The 17,598-nt window shown below is 64.4% G+C and carries 13 protein-coding genes; 8 read left to right on the top strand and 5 right to left on the bottom strand.

Annotated elements, in window-relative coordinates; translation table 11 throughout:
* The first annotated feature begins 15 nt into the window (after nucleotides 1-15).
* From AB0B25_RS17910 to AB0B25_RS17940, 7 genes are all read left to right on the top strand, one after another.
* Entirely contained in the window at nucleotides 16-312 is a 297-nt protein-coding gene (locus AB0B25_RS17910; protein WP_357180346.1) for a hypothetical protein, read from the top strand.
* 81 nt (nucleotides 313-393) lie between these two features.
* On the top strand, nucleotides 394-918 hold the full coding sequence (locus AB0B25_RS17915; RefSeq protein ID WP_357180349.1) for an alpha/beta hydrolase: 525 nt from the start codon (nucleotides 394-396) through the stop codon (nucleotides 916-918).
* A gap of 1,539 nt (nucleotides 919-2,457) precedes the next feature.
* Nucleotides 2,458-3,771, top strand: a complete 1,314-nt coding sequence (locus tag AB0B25_RS17920) for a helix-turn-helix domain-containing protein (RefSeq protein ID WP_357180351.1) — start codon at nucleotides 2,458-2,460, stop codon at nucleotides 3,769-3,771.
* Between the two features lie 288 nt (nucleotides 3,772-4,059).
* Complete coding sequence (locus AB0B25_RS17925; protein WP_357180355.1) at nucleotides 4,060-5,049, top strand: patatin-like phospholipase family protein; 990 nt, start codon at nucleotides 4,060-4,062, stop codon at nucleotides 5,047-5,049.
* Nucleotides 5,050-5,208: 159 nt separating this feature from the next.
* Nucleotides 5,209-6,525 carry an acyl-CoA desaturase gene (locus AB0B25_RS17930; RefSeq protein ID WP_357180358.1) on the top strand — a complete coding sequence of 439 codons (1,317 nt, stop codon included), beginning with the start codon at nucleotides 5,209-5,211 and terminating at the stop codon, nucleotides 6,523-6,525.
* A gap of 218 nt (nucleotides 6,526-6,743) precedes the next feature.
* Nucleotides 6,744-7,148, top strand: a complete 405-nt coding sequence (locus AB0B25_RS17935; protein ID WP_357180361.1) for a nitroreductase/quinone reductase family protein — start codon at nucleotides 6,744-6,746, stop codon at nucleotides 7,146-7,148.
* Between the two features lie 214 nt (nucleotides 7,149-7,362).
* Complete coding sequence (locus AB0B25_RS17940; RefSeq protein WP_357180364.1) at nucleotides 7,363-9,426, top strand: PhoX family phosphatase; 2,064 nt, start codon at nucleotides 7,363-7,365, stop codon at nucleotides 9,424-9,426.
* Between the two features lie 122 nt (nucleotides 9,427-9,548).
* Here the strand turns inward: AB0B25_RS17940 and AB0B25_RS17945 are convergent, their stop codons facing one another.
* On the bottom strand, nucleotides 9,549-10,301 hold the full coding sequence (locus AB0B25_RS17945; RefSeq protein WP_357180367.1) for a glycoside hydrolase family 25 protein: 753 nt from the start codon (nucleotides 10,299-10,301) through the stop codon (nucleotides 9,549-9,551).
* Between the two features lie 214 nt (nucleotides 10,302-10,515).
* Nucleotides 10,516-11,853 carry a glycogen debranching protein gene (locus AB0B25_RS17950; RefSeq protein ID WP_357180369.1) on the bottom strand — a complete coding sequence of 446 codons (1,338 nt, stop codon included), beginning with the start codon at nucleotides 11,851-11,853 and terminating at the stop codon, nucleotides 10,516-10,518.
* Nucleotides 11,854-12,077: 224 nt separating this feature from the next.
* Between AB0B25_RS17950 and AB0B25_RS17955 the strand changes: the two genes are divergently transcribed.
* On the top strand, nucleotides 12,078-12,767 hold the full coding sequence (locus tag AB0B25_RS17955; RefSeq protein WP_357180371.1) for an SDR family oxidoreductase: 690 nt from the start codon (nucleotides 12,078-12,080) through the stop codon (nucleotides 12,765-12,767).
* Between the two features lie 128 nt (nucleotides 12,768-12,895).
* Here AB0B25_RS17955 and AB0B25_RS17960 read toward each other — a convergent pair whose 3' ends face one another.
* From AB0B25_RS17960 to leuS, 3 genes are all read right to left on the bottom strand, one after another.
* Complete coding sequence (locus AB0B25_RS17960; protein WP_357180374.1) at nucleotides 12,896-13,411, bottom strand: hypothetical protein; 516 nt, start codon at nucleotides 13,409-13,411, stop codon at nucleotides 12,896-12,898.
* 496 nt (nucleotides 13,412-13,907) lie between these two features.
* Nucleotides 13,908-14,402 (bottom strand): hypothetical protein, encoded by a 495-nt coding sequence (locus AB0B25_RS17965; RefSeq protein ID WP_357180377.1) that lies wholly within the window; start codon nucleotides 14,400-14,402, stop codon nucleotides 13,908-13,910.
* A 223-nt stretch (nucleotides 14,403-14,625) separates the two neighbouring features.
* Nucleotides 14,626-17,472, bottom strand: a complete 2,847-nt coding sequence (gene leuS / locus AB0B25_RS17970) for a leucine--tRNA ligase (RefSeq protein ID WP_357180379.1) — start codon at nucleotides 17,470-17,472, stop codon at nucleotides 14,626-14,628.
* Nucleotides 17,473-17,598: the final 126 nt, after the last annotated feature.

Raw genomic sequence — 17,598 nt, forward strand, 5'->3', positions numbered from 1 at the left:
AGAGGGAAATCTGAGATGACCACAGCACATCAACAGCACACCGGCCATGACCACACGCACGGCCCGGACTGCGGGCACACGGCGGTGCAGCACGGTGACCATGTCGACTACGCGCACGATGGTCACCTGCACCGTGAACATGAGGGTCACTACGACGAATGCGAGCGGTCCGGGCACACGGAGTGCGCCGACCACCCGCACCAGCACGGCCCGAACTGTGGCCACGCCTCCGTTCAGCACGGTGACCATGTCGACTACCTGCACGACGGTCACCGGCACGCCGCCCACGACGGTCACTACGACGAGCACTGAATCGTCGGTGTGCGGTTCTAGAGTTCGGTAGGTGATCGAAGAACTCGAGATTCGCACTGCGGCGGGCACTGTGGCGCCCGGGTGGGGTGGGCCGTGGCCGCCCGGCTGCCGGAGCGGGTCCGCACCTTCAGCGCGGTATCGCACCCGCATCCCGCCGCGCTCGAGCAGGCGGTGGCCGAGGACGAGGACCAAGCGCAGCGCTCGCACTATCTGACGACGTTGCGCCGACCGCGCACCGCCGAGCAGACCCTGCTCGCGGACGATGCCGTGGGCCTGCGGCGAATCTTCGAGTGGAGGGTGCCCGAGGAGCGGGTGGAGGACTATGTGCGCCGGTTCGAGCTGCCCGGCGCGCTGACGGGAGCGCTGAACTGGTATCGCGCCTCGCCCGACGGGGATCGGATCGACCCGGTTGAGGTTCCGACCCTGTACGTGTGGAGCACCGAGGACGTGACCACCGGGTCCACCGCGGCGTTGGCCACGCACCAGTATGTGTCCGGCCCATACCGCTTCGAGATGCTCGAGGACGTCTCGCACTGGGTCCCCGAGGAGGCGCCCGAGGCGCTGACCCGGCTACTGATGCGGCACCTGCTCGCCCACCGGGGGTAGCCCCGCCGGATCCAAGATTCCCTGGGCATTGACTTTGACACTCGCCTCGGGCCTGACCGTATGGATGCAGACACGCGCTTTCGGCCACGACGGCCACCGGCTGGACCAGGCATGGACTCCACCAGTTCTAGGGCCTTCCCATTCCAATCGAGGTGCGGCAATGGGAACGATCGGCCTAGCAGGGCATAAATCCGAGCGTGACACTGAACTCGGATTGCGCCGCGGTAGGTCGACATGCAGCGCAACGCCCTGCTCCGATCACGCGATGTAGGAGGTGGTGACCGGATCCCTTGATCAAATGCCAGGAGACGCACACTGCTACCGGCGAACTGAGCATTATCGAATTCGGTTCGAACCGGATCGGTTGCGGGGCCGGGCGGCTGGCGGTGTCCTGGTGGCGACGAGACCGGATTCCTGAAGAAGGGCACCGATTCCGCTGGGGAAGACGGTGGCGTTCGCCGATCTGCTCGTGTAATGGCGGCAATTCAGCCCGCTCGCCATCCGTGCCGCCGCTTCCGCTCTACGTCGCTCATCTCGGATCCTGCCAGAAGTCCTGTTTAACAGCACCTTTCGGTTGGGTAGCGGTAGGAGACCCCAGCCGCGTTGCTCGGTGTGTTCCGCACCGGACCGCGCTACTGCCGACCGGAGTATGTTGCCTACGTTCGACCTCGTGCTCGGCATGCTGACACTGCACCCCGGCGGCGGACGGATGTGCAGGAAGCACAAAGCCCTCCCGAAAGTGTGTGCCCGCAGGACCTTTCCGTCCTCGGACATGCTCATTACCCTCGTAATCCTACCGAGTCGAAAATGGTCGAAGTCACGACTGTGGACATCGAACATTCCCAAGGGTGCGCGCTTACTCTCCTGAGGAGGAAATATGGTATTCGCCACAGGAGAGCCTCCTTCGGGCAGTGCACCGACCTTCCGGCAACGGCCTTCCGTGAACCGCGTACGTATAGTCACCACCCGGATGGGCGAATGCGGGTTCGGCGCAACAGAAATAGCCCGGACCGGCTATAGTGCCACATCGCACGCCAATTTATCGGAGGCGGAGTTCAGCTGTAATAGCCGGATCATAGCCCTTCAGCGAAGGTCATCTACGCGAAGAGCAAATGAGCCGCCATCCGACACCGCTATCATTTTTCGTCAGATTAATTCCTGATCGCTGGATCGAATCGCAGCCCATGCGCATATTTCCTCAACGCTATAAGGTCATCGACACCGCACTCGGAACGATCGAGATGAGGACCGGCCGGTCGTCGGACAGTCCCGGCTGCCGACGCACCCATCCCATCGACGCGGGGTGGATGTCGAACTCGCACACCGACCCGGTTTTTCTACCGAACCGAGCTGCAGGAGCTCCTATGCACGACGTCGCACCCTCGACTGCCGAGGTTCGGCAGACGTGACCACAGCCGTTGTCGTTATTGGTGGACCCGATGGTTCGCCGCAGCCGTTCGCGTATCCCGGCACGGTGTCGAAGCGCAACTGGCGCAGGCAATCGGCCGCTCGTTCGCCAGGCGCGCAGGAGGCGCACCCATGACCGCTTTTCCCGGCTTGCCGCATGAGCGCCACTTTTCCGAGGTCCCGGCCATGGACGATGCCGTCGCGGTCATAGCGGATATCGCACGCACGCTGAAGTCGCGCGAACGCGAGATTGCCCAGGCGATGAGCGCCACCATCGCGCGCGAGATCGACCATCTCGACAACGACCCACAATTGGTGGAAATGTTCGAGGCCAGTGTGCACGGCAACGTCACCACTCTCATCCAGGTCATGGCCAACGATATTCCCGTCGACCATTTGCAACCCACCCCCGCGGCCGTCGAAAACGCATCACGACTCGCTCAGCGCGAAGTTCCGTCCCATTCGCTGGTACGGGCGTACCACATGGGTCAGAACGACATGCTGCGGATCTGCCACGACGAGATCGATCGCCGCCGCCTGCCCGCGCCACTTGCGCTCGCCGTCGTCAAGAGGCTAACCGAGATCATCTACACCTACGTCGAATGGATCACCCTCTACGTCTTAGACGCCTACGAGGCCGAGCGCAGCCGGTGGGTGAACGCCCGCGGCAGCGTGCACTTCTCCACTGTGCACGCCCTGCTGTCCACGGACACCGCCGAGGCAACCGCCTTCGAGGCCGAGACCGGCTACCGGCTCGACCGAACCCACGTGGCTCTCATCCTGTGGCGCCCCGGCCATGAGCAACCGAGCACACTGAACCTTTTGGATACCCAGGCGCGAACACTCGCCGAGGGCCTGCACGCCGATGGCCCGGCACTGGTCACTGCCATAGACCGCCACACAGCATGGGCGTGGCTACCGTTCGGTCACCGCCACCCGGTGATCGATACCACCGAACTGCACGCCATGGTGGATCCTGCCAGCGGGGTGCGACTGACAGTCGGGCTGCCCGGATACGCACTCGGCGGATTCCGCCGCTCGCATCAACAGGCCGTCGCCGCATACTTCGTCGCCAGCGTTCCCGGGATCCCGTCCTCGCATACCGTCGTCGGCTTCGGCGATCCCGGTGTCGCCGTCGTGTCCTTGCTGGCCAAGGACCTGGACTCCACCCGCGCGTGGGTCCGTGAAGTCCTGGGCGAATTGGCCGTCGACACCGACCAGGCAGCCACGCTGCGCCGCACCCTCAGCACCTACTACACCACCAGCGAAAGTCATGTGCGCACCGCTCAAATCCTCACTCTGCACCGCAATACGGTTAAATACCGCATCACCAAGGCGATCGAGGCTACCCGCGCCGGCACCGCCCCACATGACAAACTCGATATCGCGCTGGCTTTGCGGGTCTGCCACTTCCTCGGGGCCACTGTCCTGCGTCGACCTTCCTGATTATCTGTCCTCTGTATGCAGGCCGCGCGGTGCTACACCACGGTAGAAATGCGTTACGAATGCACCGAATCAATGATGTCGAATCATGGATTTCCGGTGTGGGCGACTGTGGTAGTCGCAGCGAGTATTCGGCTCGAGTGGCCGACAATGGAATGACCAGCGGGGGTTTCTCTTAGTCGAGGTGGGTGGTCGGTTGCGACACCATTCGCCGGATCGATACGCATGGCTGCCTGCGTCTGGAAAATTCTTTGTGATCTGAACTGATTCGATTTCGAGAAGGATTGTCTGTTGATCAAGGAACTGGTGACGGTTAGAATTCTGGCCGGTGTAGCCGGCCGCAGCCTCGCCCTTATGTCGGGGATGGTCATTGGTGCCGTGGATAGTTTGAATTCCAGAAGGGCGAAAATGCTGGCGGATCTTGGTGTGCCCCGGCCGACATCTATTCAGCCAGTCGTACTAGGTGTCAGCGGCGGGGCTATCGGGGCCGCAGCCGCAGCATTGGGAATGAGTCGCGCAGAGTTACGTCAGATCGCCGTCGAGCATCCGGCAAACGAAGTAGTCGGCCGTCGAAGCCTACGCGCGATGTTGACAAAACGCACGCTCTACCCCGATGTTCGCCTACGCGAACTCGCACACGCAGTTGTCGGTGATCGGACGTTCGCTGATTTCGTACTGGAACCGAACGTGGCTCGGCAGCAGCCGTCGGGGATCGGTTCCTCATTGATCATTCCGGTCTACTCGGGTGAGCACGGCACGTTATTCCTTCCACAGGATTTGCCGAAGTTGGGCTTGACCGATATGCCCGTCGCCGATGCACTGGTCGCGGCGACACGGATACCGGGTGCATTCCCTGCCGCCGCTTCGCTCGATCACATCTTCGACGGCGGGACGCACCATCGTGTCCCGTATGAGGTATTCGGGTCTCATCCCGCGCTCGTTCTCGACCTCTACGGCCCTGAGCCGCACTTCAGCCGTGGCGGACTGCTCCTCCCATTGGCTCACCCGTCACTGCCGGTGATCCCCCGGCGTCCACGACCTTTCCATGACAAAAGTCTTTGTGCACGAACCATTTTCGCCGATCTGCCATATGGATCGGCGCTGCAGTCCCCGACGCGTTCGCCCGAGGAACTCTTCGACAACGGTTACGACATCGCGGCGACGTGGATCGACACCCGCAGTACAGACCAACTCTTCGCGGTCGTCGACCCGGATGTGCTCGGTGAGCCGATGCTGGTGTCACCTGCCGAAGATGCCGCGGCGCTCGAGGCGCGGCAATAAGGACACGAGGTGTGGATGTTGTCGCTTCGCGATTCAGGGTGGCTTCGGCGGCGCGGGTGAGGCCATGAGTTCGCAGCGGATTCTGTCGCATCCGCCCCGCCTGCTCCAGGGCAGCTCGACGACAACGAGTGAGCGCTCCAAGCATTGGAAAGGACTCCCGTGGCGATCACGGACATAAAGGCGTTTTCCCATCTGAACCAAGCAGATATCGATGCCCTGTGTAAGAAACTGGATGCGATTCGTCGAGACATAGAATTGTCACGAGGTGAACGCGACGCCAATTATATTCTGCGCGCGATCAGAGCGCAGCGGATGCTGGAACTGGGCGGACGAGTGACTTTGTTTGCGAGTCGACAGCGACTCGCATGGCTGGCGGGTACGGCGATGTTGGCTCTCGCGAAGATCATCGAAATGATGGAGCTCGGACACAACATCAGCCACGGCCAGTGGGACTGGATGAACGATCCCGAGATTCATTCCACATCGTGGGAATGGGACTTCGTCGGTCCGTCGGCACATTGGAAACGGTCACACAACCACTTTCATCACACATACACCAATGTCTTCGGCATGGACGAGGATCTGAGCTTCGTCGTCATGCGAATGACTCGTGACGAACCATGGCGTCCGGTTCACCTGTTCCAACCCGTGTCGATCCTTGTTGTCGCCGCGTTTTTCGAGTGGGCGATCTCGATACACGACTGGGCGCTGGAACGCAGGTTCACACACACATCGCGCCGGCGGTTTCTGTCGAAGCCGAACAGGGAGATCGCGCGAAAGTTCGCCCGTCAATTCGGCAAAGATTTCATCATCTATCCAGCGCTGACAGGCCCAGCGTTCAAACAAACGCTCTGCGCCAATTCCACCGCGCTGCTGCTGCGGAATCTGTGGTCGTTCATCGTCATCATGTGCGGGCACTACCCCGACGGCGCGGAGAAGTTCACTGTCGAGGAGTTCGACAACGAAACCCGTGGTGAGTGGTATCTCCGGCAACTTCTCGGCTCCGCTAATTTCGAGGCGGGGCCGGTGCGGGCTTTCATGTCGGGTAATCTCAGTTATCAGATCGAGCATCATCTGTTTCCCGACCTGCCGAGTAACCGATATGCCGAGATCGCGGTGCGGGTACGTGCGCTGTGTGACGAATACGACTTGCCCTACACCACCGGTTCGCTTACCAGGCAATTTTTGCAGGCATTGCGCACGGTATACAAACTTGCGCTGCCTGATGAATTTTTGCGTCGCACCGTCGACGACTCGCCTGAGACCAGGTCCGAACTTAAATTCATAGGCGTATCGAGCCCGCATACGACAGCAGATCAGCCTCCGGCTGACCCGGTCACCGGCAAGCACCGTGGCCTGCGCACGGCACTCGCCAAGGTCACATCATTACAGTCGGACAGTCGCGGTGCACACTCGGGTCTTTCGCGGGGAAGCAAATTCTGGGCCGCCAGCAAGTCGAAGATCCGAGGCCGGTAGGTCATCGAAGGCAAGTTCGTTGGAACGACCCGCCACCGCGAGTGCGAACCACGCCAGAGTCGATTGCCGCGGCTGCGCACTGTGCCACCAGACCTTCCCCACCTGACGAAGTTCCACTGGTCCGCAGGTCGCGTGGCTAATCCGGGCATTTCGGGGACACGGTGTTCAACCAGGGTGAAAGCTGGGACCAGGTCCGACCCATCGGAGTGAGGTGAACCATGGACGTCCACGACATCAACCGAACAACGATCGCTCAGTTCCGAGCGGGCGGTGACATCGAGGGGATGCACCGCGACCGTCTGGTTCTGCTGACGACGACAGGCCGTCGATCCGGCGTCGCGCACACCACCCCGATGATGTTTCATCGCGACGGGCGTCGCCTTCTGGTGGTCGCTTCCAACGTCGGTGCGCCCTCGCACCCCGACTGGTACTTCAACCTGGAAAAGCACCGGCATGTCACCGTCGAGGTGGGCGCCGACCGCTACGAGGCGCTGGCGACTCCGCTCACCGGCGAAGACCGAGTTCGCACCTGGGCCGTGCTCAAGCGGACCTACCCGTTCTTCGCCGAGCACGAGATGCGAACCGCGCGCATCATCCCGGTGGTGGCCCTCACCCGAGCATGACTTGCCGCGCGTGATGACCTAGGCGCAGCGACCCGGCTGCCACAGCGAATGCCGTGTCGAAACAAGATCGTCGAATCGCGCGGTATTCGCGGTGCGCCGTCCGCCGATGCGGCAATCTGAGGGTTACCTAATTGGTCGGCTGTTCACCTCGTCTTCTGTTTCGGATTGATCGAGTGGTTTAGCGTGCGGCCGTCAGCTCAACCCAGGAGTAACTGTGAGCCTTCAGCCACTCGCGCTTTTCGTGAAGCACGACGGCCAGTCGTCACGTGCCGCTGTGACGTGCGAATACAAGTGCGCGAACGCGTGCTTCCACGAGGCGCCGAATACCTCGGCCGGCGCCTACTTCGGTGACATCGTCAGCTCCCTGAACCGGCGCGGGCTGATCAAGGGCGGCGCGGCAGCGGTACTCGCGGTGGGGGCGGGCAGCGTCCTGGCGGCCTGTGCCGACGAGGAGTCGGCCGCCGCCGAGTCGGCCGTCCCCGCGGGCTCACCCGGTACCGGTACCGACTTCACGGCGGTCGCGCCGAACACCGAAGACGCCGTGGTGATCCCGGACGGCTACGAGCAGTCCGTCGTGATCCGCTGGGGTGATCCGCTGTTCCCGGACGCGCCCGCTTTCGACTTCGACAACCAGACGGCCGCCGCGCAGGCGAAGCAGTTCGGTTACAACAACGACTTCGCTGCCCTGCTGCCGATCGAGGGCCAGGCGAATAGCTACCTGCTGGTGGTCAATCACGAGTACACCACCTCCCCACACATGTTCCGCGGCTATGACAAGCAAGCGCCGACCGGCGAACAGATCGCGGTCACCATGGCCGCGCACGGCCTGACCGTAGTTGAGGTGCACGGCGAGTCCGGTTCGGGCAAGCTTGTTCCCGCCTTCGGCAAGTACAACCGCAGGATCACCGCGACCACCGAGTTCACGCTGACCGGCCCCGCCGCGGGCAGCGACTTCGTCAAAACCTCGGCCGATCCGAGCGGCACCAAGGTGCTGGGCACCTTCGCCAACTGTTCCGGCGGGCTCACTCCCTGGGGCACGGTCCTTTCCGGTGAAGAGAACTTCAACGCCTACTTCGCCAACAGCGACAAGGTGACCGACTCGGCAGCCGCGGCGCGGCTGAAGCGGTATGGCCTGGCCGCGGGGAAGACTGTCAACCAGTGGGAGCGCGCGGACAAGCGCTTCGATCTGGCGCAGGAACCCAACGAGGTCAACCGATTCGGTTATGTGATCGAGGTCGATCCGTGGGATCCGGCATCGACGCCGATCAAGCACACCGCGATGGGACGGCTCAAGCACGAGGCAGCCACCATCTACGTCACGAACAACGGTGATGTCGTCTCTTACACCGGCGATGACGAAAAGTTCGACTACATGTACAAGTTCGTGTCGTCGCGCAAAGTCCAGTCCGGCGCCGGCGTCGCGAGCATGCGGCACAACCTGACCATCCTGGACGCGGGCACCCTGTATGTCGCGAAGCTCAGCGGCGATCACGCGGACAAGATCGACGGCACCGGCGCCGAGCCGTCCGACCACGGCTTCACCGGTACCGGACAGTGGATTCCGTTGCTGGAGACCGGTTCCGACGGCAAGGGTAAGTCATTGGTCGAGGGCATGAGCGCCGAAGAGGTCGCCGTGTTCACCCGGCTGGCCGCGGACAAGGTCGGCGCTACCAAGATGGATCGCCCAGAGGACTTCGAGGCCAACCCGCGCACCGGCAAGGTGTACGTCGCACTGACCAACAACGACAACCGCGGGGCGGCGGGCAAGCAAGGCCCGGACGAGGCGAATCCGCGCAATCTGAACAAGAACGGACAGATCCTGGAGATCGACGACAACCACACCGGCACGACATTCACCTGGTCGCTCCTGTTGGTCTGCGGTGATCCCGCGGCCGCGGACACCTACTTCGCCGGATACGACAAGACCAAGGTCAGCCCGATCTCCTGCCCGGACAACCTGGCGTTCGATCCGTACGGCAACCTGTGGATTTCGACTGACGGTAACGCGTTGAAGTCCAATGACGGACTGTTCTCGGTGGTGCTCGACGGCCCGAACCGCGGGCAGACCAAGCAGTTCCTCACGGTGCCGCGCGGCGCGGAGACCTGTGGGCCGGTCGTTACCGAGTCGCGGGTGATGGTGTGTGTGCAGCATCCCGGCGAGGCCGACGACGCGAGCCCGGAGAATCCGCTGTCGCACTGGCCGGACGGTGGCTCGGCGCAGCCGCGTCCTTCGGTAGCGGTGGTGTGGAAGAAGAACGGCGGCCGGATCGGCGCTTGAGACCACCGGCCGCGGCGGCCCGGTCGGCTGGTCCTGCAACCTACGGCCGATTGTCGCCTGTGACCGTTCCCTGGTGGAACCGCTACTCGACTGGGCGAGTAGCGGTTCCATCCTCGCCGCGCTTACCCGCTTCCGGTCAGCCCGACCACGTTGGCGTACCGGGCGAGATCGCCTTGGGCGCCGCTGTAAACGTTCAGGTCCGTGCGGCCGGCTATGCCAGGAATACTGCCGCTGTCGGTGGTCTGCCAGAACGTCCAGGTGTTCCAGCCGCCGGGGACCTCGGGCTGGGCGTTGCCGCGGTAATCGGCAATCCACAATGGGTACTGGGTGAACTCGGTGGTGTCGGCCATCGCGGTCCGCCAGAAGTTGGGGTAGGTGTAGACGATCGGAACGCGGCCGGTCAGGGCCTGCACGGTGTGCAGATACCGGTGTGTCCAGTCGATGAGTCCGGCTGGATTCAGCCCGCCGGAGTTCTCCAGGTCGAGCACCGGCGGGAGATCGAGCGGGCCGTTCTGGCCGAGCACTACCGCGGCATAGAGCGCTGCCTGCGGTTCCGGTGGCAGATTCGGCCGCGCGTAATGGTAGGTCCCGCGGGCCAGGCCCGCCGCCCGCATCAGCAGGCTGTCGGGCACGAAATACGGGTTGATGTAGTTCAGTCCCTCGGTGGCCTTGACCATGGCGAAGTTGTGTCCGGCGCGCTTGACCGAGAACCAGTCGATCAGCCGCCCGTCGCCGTGCTGCCACGATGAGACATCGGGGCCGGTCGGTGCCGCTGCCGCGGGCGGAAGGGTAGCTATAAGGATGCTGATCGGTGCGATAAGCGACAGTGCGGAACCGAGGCGGCGAGTATATGTGCCAAACCGAGGGGTCTCCATGCGGTTTTACGATAGCAATGTGCTACTGGTGTGACCAGTGAGGCAGATGGGAAAGTTGCGAACAATTGACTAGCTATCTGTGCAACCGGGTGACGCGGTGCCTGTCCGGGTTACTCGGCGGCAGTTCCGGCAAACCGAGCACCCGAGATCGCTTCTGCGGTGACCCGCTTGTCCGGTCCCTGGTCGATACGGACCGAAACACCGCGGGGGCGAATCAACCCAGCCAGTCCAGGACGGAGGCCGCCGTCCAGGACTGCTGCATACTGCCGAGCGGTTCGCCGGTGAACGGTTCGTAGTACTCGGCGAAACTACCGTCGCTGGCCTGGCGCAATCCCTCCGCACGCAGCATGAACGAGCGTTCTGCCCAGCCGCGCCTGGCGAAGACCCAAGAAAACAGCCAGCTCATCACCGGCCACACCGGGCCACGCCAGTATTCGCGGGGGCGGAAGTCCTTGGACACGGGTGAGGTGGACGGTGGGAGCGCGTAGCGCAGGTCGGGATGGCCGCAGAAGTGCGGCCCCTCGAACAGCCGCAGCAGGCTGCGTTCGGTGTCGCGCGGCAGGCCGCCGCACAACAGCGGCGCGAACATCGCGAGCGTCTCGGTGCGGATCCAGCGTTGCAATCGCACATCGAAGTCGCGTGCCGCGCCCGTGCGCGCGTCGGTCGTCGCGACGACACCGGCGCGGAATCGGTCGGCCCACGAGTACAGGTCGCGCACATCGGCGTTGGGCTGCCGGTATTCCTCACCGATATTGGCGAGAACCTCGCAGGCCAGCGCGAAGATCCCGGTGACGAAGACGTCCTCGACGGCGAAACTCATGGTCGAGGCGAGTTGGTAGTCGTCGTAGCCCGCGCGGCGCATCTGCTCGACCAACCACAGATAACGGTCGTACTCGCGGTCGGTCGGACGCTGGGTCGGATCGGCGACCACGAGCAGGTCCTCGCGGCGGTAGGGCGGCAAGTCGCCCGGGATGACGTTCTCGTAGGCGCGGTCCCAGCGGGGCGAATTGTCCATGCCGGACTCCCACCCGTGATACAGCGTGATCCGGCCGGTCTCCTTGGGGTCGCGGGCGTGCGCCAGCCACCGGTGCCAGCGGACCAGGTCCGGCCAGCGCCGGTTGAGGAACTCCTCGGCGACCGACCTGGTGCTGCGGCCGTGTCGGCGCGAATGGTCCAGAATGCGCTGCACCGCGATCGCGTGCACCGGAGGCTGGGTGATCCCCGAGGTGTCCGGGCCGTCCGGCGCGTCGGCGGCCAGTTTGCGGCATTCCCAGCGGGACGGGCCCGGAAAATAGCCATCCACGCCATTGGCGAAGACGATGTGCGGGATCATGCCGTTCTTCCATTGCGCGGACAGCAGGGTATCCAGTTCGATCACCGCCCGCTCCACGCTGAGTGGCGCCAGCCCGACCGCGACGAACGCCGCATCCCAGCTCCACATGTGCGGATACAGTCGTGGCGCCGCGGTGGTCATCGTGCCCAGATCATTGCCTCGCAGCAGGTAGGAAGCGCGGGCCGCGAGCTGGGTTGGGGTGAAACCCGGGTGTGCCATGCCCCTATTCTGCGATGCCACCCGCAGATATGCCCGCTCGGCGGTGTCCGACTCACCGTCGTCCCACCGACCGGCGGTCGGCTCGTGTTCGGCGATTGTCACTCTCGAATGCCCCGTCCGTGATCAGCTCGAGATCGTCAGTCGATGTATGCCTGCCTCGCCAGGCGTACGTCCAGTGCTACGGGTTTTACGCCGCTCGTTCTCGGACGGTTACGGTGGGGCCCATGACCTCCGCCGTGACCCCGAAACCGACCGCGTTGATCACCGGCGCCAGCCGGGGGCTCGGCGCGGCGATCGCCCGTGAACTCGCGTCGACGCACGACCTGTTGCTCGGCGCCCGATCCGCGACGGCGCTGCACGACATCCTGGCGGAGCTGCCCGACGCGACCGGATGGCCGGCGGAGCTGACCGACTATGCCGCGGTCGCCGTGGCGACCGCGCCGATTCAGCGCCTGGATGTCCTGGTGCACAACGCCGGTATCGCTGATCTCGGCACCGTCGCCGATTCTACCGTCGAGCAGTGGCGAAAGACATTGGACGCCAACCTGATTGCGGTAGTCGAGTTGACCAGGCTGCTCCTTCCCGCACTGCGGGCGGCCGGTGGCCATGTGGTGCTGATCAATTCGGGCGCCGGGCTGCGCGCCAACGCGGGCTGGGCCTCCTACGCCGCGAGCAAATTCGGGCTGCGCGCTTTCGGCGACGCGCTACGACTCGAAGAGTCGGCGCTGCGGGTGACCTCGATTCACCCGGGGCGGATCGACACCGACATGCAGCGTGAGATCGTCGCGGGCGAGCGCCGCGAATACCGGGCCGAGGAGTTCCTCACGCCGGAAACGGTGGCCTACACGGTGCGCGCCGCCCTCGACGCCCCGCGCGATGGGCATCTCACCGAGATCGTGCTCCGGCCCTACTGACTGCCGCCTGGTCCAGACCGTAGGTTCCGCCGGATGCCGCGGCGGTGCGGTCGACGAACCGGCGCAGCTGGTGACTCGCGCCGGTGTTCCTGGTGGTCGACGATCGACGACGATGCCGGACACTGCATTCAGCCGGAAGTCCGTGGAATGTAGTGGGGATTGGGGTGCCAATGGTCTCGGTAATCCGAGGCGAGATCTACATAGGTGAGTTCACGGCCTTCCTGCCACGGGACTTCCCACATCCCGACGGTGTGGCGGCGGTCGATGCCGCCAGGGAACACCAGGTGTGAGGCCAAGTGGTTGCCGACGTCGTAGCCGCCCGGCGCGTCGATGACGTACAGGCGTTGCACGCCGTCGTCCCGGTTGACGCCGTGGTCGACTGCCCATTTCAGGTCACGAGTGGTGGAAGTGGTTCCAGGAAAGAGGGTCAGAGAGTGTTCCCAGGGCACGAATCCGGCGTCGAAAATCTCCTCTGCGGCGCGAGCGTCGCCGCGAAGGAGAAAGTGGGAATCAGTGCGCCACCCCGGGGTGACATTCGGCCGTACGTTGTGGTCGGATACGCGCAAAGCGCGCAATATTTTGTCCATATCGACGGTTCGGTCGACAGCGGCGGCGAGAAAATCGGGCTCTTCTCCGGGACGCATTTCCGAAAATCGGACTCGCTGAACGCGTCTGGTAGATTCGTCGTACAGCCGGGCCAGAACCGCCGGACCGTCCGCCCGCGGGACCTCGACCTCACTCGCGGAGCGGGCCGTCGTGGGGACACGGTGGCGCTCGACTTCGCTTTCGGCGCCGACTGTTTTCCCGATGTCGTGGTCTGCGGTTTCCAACGTCTCAGCCGCAGCACGTGCTGGGAAACTACCCGCCTTGCGGGATAGGTCGGATGTAAGCCCACCAGCACCTGTAATCCGCCCCAATAGATGGTCGCGAAATCTTTTCCAGGCCTCGATCACTGCCCTATTGATCAACAAGGCGAGTCCCGCCGAGGCCGAACCCTGGTAGGGCACGTTCTCGGTTGTCGCTGACCACGTCGTGGAACCGGTGGTTCTCCCGAATCTCTGGTAGCAGAGGTATTGCGGTAGACCAGGGCGGTTGATCCGAGGAGTAACAACGGATCACGGCTCGAGGGAACACCACCGCTCAGTACCGGTGATCGAGGAGACGGCGGGCGTTGAGCCGCATCTGGTCGGCGAGCACTGCCCGCTCTAGGTAACCTTCGTCCCAGTCGACGGTCAGGACCTCGAAATATGCGGCGAGCTCCGAAAGATCGGAGTTCAAGGGGTCTTCGGTATGTGCCAGTCGATGCAGTAGCGCGGCAATTTTCGCCGAGCGGGCCGCCGGAGTTCCGGCATCGGCCAGCAGGTCCGCCGCGTGGTTTTCGGCGCGGCGCAGCAGGACTGTAGCCGCGCGGCTGTCCCAAGCGGTATCGATTGCCTCGAGCAGGCCCAGCTCGTCGAGGGCCTCGAGAAAGAGGCCGGGCGCGTCACGACAGTCGCTTCGGTGCAGGCAGGCCAACTCCGTCAAGGCGGGCGAGTTCACGCCGCGGGCCAACGCCAAGGTGGCAATCATCGGCAGGTCCTCGTTGGTCACCTCACCCACCGCGTACCGGTCCGCCGCCTCGTCGAGATCCTTCATCGACAAAGTCTCCGTTAGCCGGCGAGTGCTGGTCAACCGATCACACGGTGTTCTCACCCGATGCCGGCGGCCGGCCGCCTGACCTTCGGCTCACGGGGCGTCCGTAGGTTCGACGGCCCATGCGCAGACGCTCATGATCGGGCAGGCATACGCCCGCTGTTTCGTACGGCGACGAGCGCACTGATCGACAGCGTCGATCAGTGCGCAACCTGTGCACCGAAGCTCAGGCGACGATATTCACCAGTCGGCCGGGTACCACGATCAGCTTGCGCGGTGCGGCGCCGTTGAGCAACGAGGTGATCTTCTCGTCGGCCAGTGCGGCCGCCTCGATCGTCGCGTTGTCCGCGTCGGCGGCGACCTGAATTCTGCTGCGCACCTTACCGTTCACCTGGATCGGGTATTCCACCGACTCGTCGACCAGCAACGCCGGATCGGCGACCGGGAACGGGCCGTGCGCCAAGGATTCGGCGTGGCCCAGGCGTTCCCACAGTTCCTCGGCGACGTGCGGGGCGAGCGGGGCCAGCATCAGCACCATCGGTTCGACCACCCCGCGCGGTGCGCCATCCGGGTAGGTCTTGGTCAGGTGATTGGTCAGTTCGATCAGTTTGGCCCCGGCCGTGTTGTCGCGCAGCGCGGCGAAATCCTCGTCCACTCCCGCGATCGTCTTGTGCAGCAGCCGCAGCGTCTCGTCGGTCGGCGCGGTCTCGGTGACCCGCAGCGCGCCGGTCTCCTCGTCCACCACCAGTCGCCAGACGCGCTGCAGGAACCGGTGCGCGCCGACGACGTCCTTGGTCGCCCACGGGCGCGAGGTGTCCAGCGGCCCCATCGACATCTCGTAGAAGCGGAAGGTGTCGGCGCCGTACAGATCGCACATCTCGTCGGGGGAGATGGCGTTCTTCAACGATTTCCCGATCTTGCCGTACTCCTGGAACACCTCGATCTCGGTGCCGGAGGCGTCGGCCCAGAAGAACTTGCCACCGCGCTCGACCACCTCGGCGGCCGGCACATACGCGCCGCGCTCATCGGTGTAGGCGTGCGCCTGGATGTACCCCTGGTTGAACAGCCTGCGGTAGGGCTCGGGCCCGCTGACGTCACCCAGGTCGAACAGCACCTTCTGCCAGAAACGGGCGTACAGCAGATGCAACACCGCGTGCTCGACGCCACCGACGTACAGGTCGACGCCGCCCGGGTCGTCCTGACCGCCGACCTCGGTGCGCGGGCCGAGCCAGTACGCCTCGTTCTCCTTGGCACAGAACGCCTCGGTATTCGTCGGGTCGGCGTAGCGCAACTGGTACCAGGAGCTGCCCGCCCAGTTCGGCATGACGTTCGTGTCGCGGCGGTACTTCTTGGGCCCATCGCCCAGATCCAGTTCGACATGCACCCAGTCGGTGGCTTTGGCCAGCGGAGGCGAGGGCTCGGAGCTCGCGTCCTCCGGATCGAAGGTCACCGGCGCGAAATCGTCCAGCTCCGGAAGCCGCACCGGCAGCATGGATTCCGGCAGCGCGTGCGGTGCGCCCTGCTCGTCGTAGACGATCGGGAACGGCTCACCCCAGTAACGCTGGCGGGCGAACAGCCAGTCGCGCAGCTTGTATTGGATGGTGCCGCGGCCGTGCCCGTCGGTCTCCAGCCGGGCGATCACCGTCGCCTTGGCATCCTCGACCGAAAGTCCGTTCAGATAGTCGGAATTCACCACCTCGCCCTCGCCGGTGTGGGCCGAGACGGTGAGGTCGCCGCCCGAGATGACCTCCTTGATCGGCAGGCCGAGCGCGGTGGCGAAATCCCAGTCACGCTGGTCGTGTCCGGGCACCGCCATGATCGCGCCGGTGCCGTAGCCGCTGAGCACGTAGTCGGCGATGAAGATCGGCATGGGCGCGCCGTTGGCCGGGTTGGTGGCGTAGGCGCCCAGGAAGACGCCGGTCTTCTCCTTGTTCTCTTGCCGCTCCAGGTCCGATTTGGCCGCGATCGACTTGCGGTAGGCCGCGACGGCATCCGCGGGAGTCGGAGCGTCCTCGTTGGTCCAGCGGGAGTCGGTGCCTTCGGGCCACGCGGCGGCGGTCAGCTTGTCGACGAGGTCATGCTCCGGTGCCAGCACCACATAGGTCGCGCCGAACAGGGTGTCCGGTCGAGTGGTGAAGACCTCGATCTGCTCGCCGTCGGCGTCGAATCTCACCTGCGCACCACGCGAGCGCCCGATCCAGTTGCGCTGCATGGCTTTGACGTTCTCCGGCCAGACCAGGTGGTCCAGATCGTCGACCAGCCGGTCGGCGTAGGCGGTGATGCGCATCATCCACTGCCACAGCCGCTTGCGGAACACCGGGAAGTTGCCGCGCTCACTGCGGCCTTCGGCGGTGACCTCTTCGTTGGACAGCACGGTGCCCAGACCTGGGCACCAGTTCACCACCGAATCGGTCTGATAGACCAGGCGATACGAATCGAGCAGCGCGCCGCGCTCGGCCGCGGTCATGGCCGCCCAGTCCTGTCCGTCAGGGGCGGGCCGAGCGCCGGAGGCGAACTGGGCTTCCAGCTCGGCGATCGGGCGGGCGCGATCGGCTTCCTGGTCGTACCAGGCGTTGTAGATGCGCAAGAAGATCCACTGCGTCCAGCGGTAGTACTCCGGGTCGGTGGTCGCGAACGAGCGCCGCCGGTCGTGTCCGAGGCCGAGCCGGTCCAGCTGAGCCTGCATGGTGGCGATGTTCGACTCGGTGGTCACCCGTGGATGTGCGCCGGTCTGCACCGCGTACTGCTCGGCAGGCAGACCGAAGGCGTCGTAGCCGAGGGCGTGCAGCACGTTGCGGCCGTGCATGCGGTGATAGCGGGCGAAGACATCGGTGGCGATATAGCCGAGCGGATGACCGACATGCAGGCCCGCGCCCGAGGGATAGGGGAACATGTCCTGCACGAACAGCTTGTCCGCCGGAGTCGGCCCGGCCAGCGGGCCCACCGGATTCGGCGCATGGAAGGTTCCGCGCTCGTCCCACGTCCGCTGCCACCGACGCTCGATGCGCCCGGCAAGCCCCGCGTTGTACCGGTGTTCTGGTACGTCGCTCTCGGTTGCACGTGTGTCCTGCACGGTCCTGCCTTCTTGTGATCCGCCGATTACCAGACAAACTTCGTCTATCAGGGTAGAGCGTTCGGTCGGTGGGACCGGAAATCGGGCTGGCCTGGACTTCCCGGCGCGTCCGCCGCCGCCCGGCCC

Source organism: Nocardia sp. NPDC049190 (assembly GCF_040648115.1).
Lineage (GTDB): Bacteria > Actinomycetota > Actinomycetes > Mycobacteriales > Mycobacteriaceae > Nocardia.

What these genes read in the sequence shown, in the direction of transcription:
- AB0B25_RS17910 (WP_357180346.1), top strand. Translation starts at nt 16, where the DNA reads ATGACCACAGCACATCAACAGCACACCGGCCATGACCACACGCACGGC.
- AB0B25_RS17965 (WP_357180377.1), bottom strand. Translation starts at nt 14,402, where the DNA reads ATGAAGGATCTCGACGAGGCGGCGGACCGGTACGCGGTGGGTGAGGTG.
- AB0B25_RS17945 (WP_357180367.1), bottom strand. Translation starts at nt 10,301, where the DNA reads ATGGAGACCCCTCGGTTTGGCACATATACTCGCCGCCTCGGTTCCGCA.
- AB0B25_RS17950 (WP_357180369.1), bottom strand. Translation starts at nt 11,853, where the DNA reads ATGGCACACCCGGGTTTCACCCCAACCCAGCTCGCGGCCCGCGCTTCC.
- AB0B25_RS17935 (WP_357180361.1), top strand. Translation starts at nt 6,744, where the DNA reads ATGGACGTCCACGACATCAACCGAACAACGATCGCTCAGTTCCGAGCG.
- AB0B25_RS17955 (WP_357180371.1), top strand. Translation starts at nt 12,078, where the DNA reads ATGACCTCCGCCGTGACCCCGAAACCGACCGCGTTGATCACCGGCGCC.
- AB0B25_RS17920 (WP_357180351.1), top strand. Translation starts at nt 2,458, where the DNA reads ATGACCGCTTTTCCCGGCTTGCCGCATGAGCGCCACTTTTCCGAGGTC.
- AB0B25_RS17960 (WP_357180374.1), bottom strand. Translation starts at nt 13,411, where the DNA reads ATGCGTCCCGGAGAAGAGCCCGATTTTCTCGCCGCCGCTGTCGACCGA.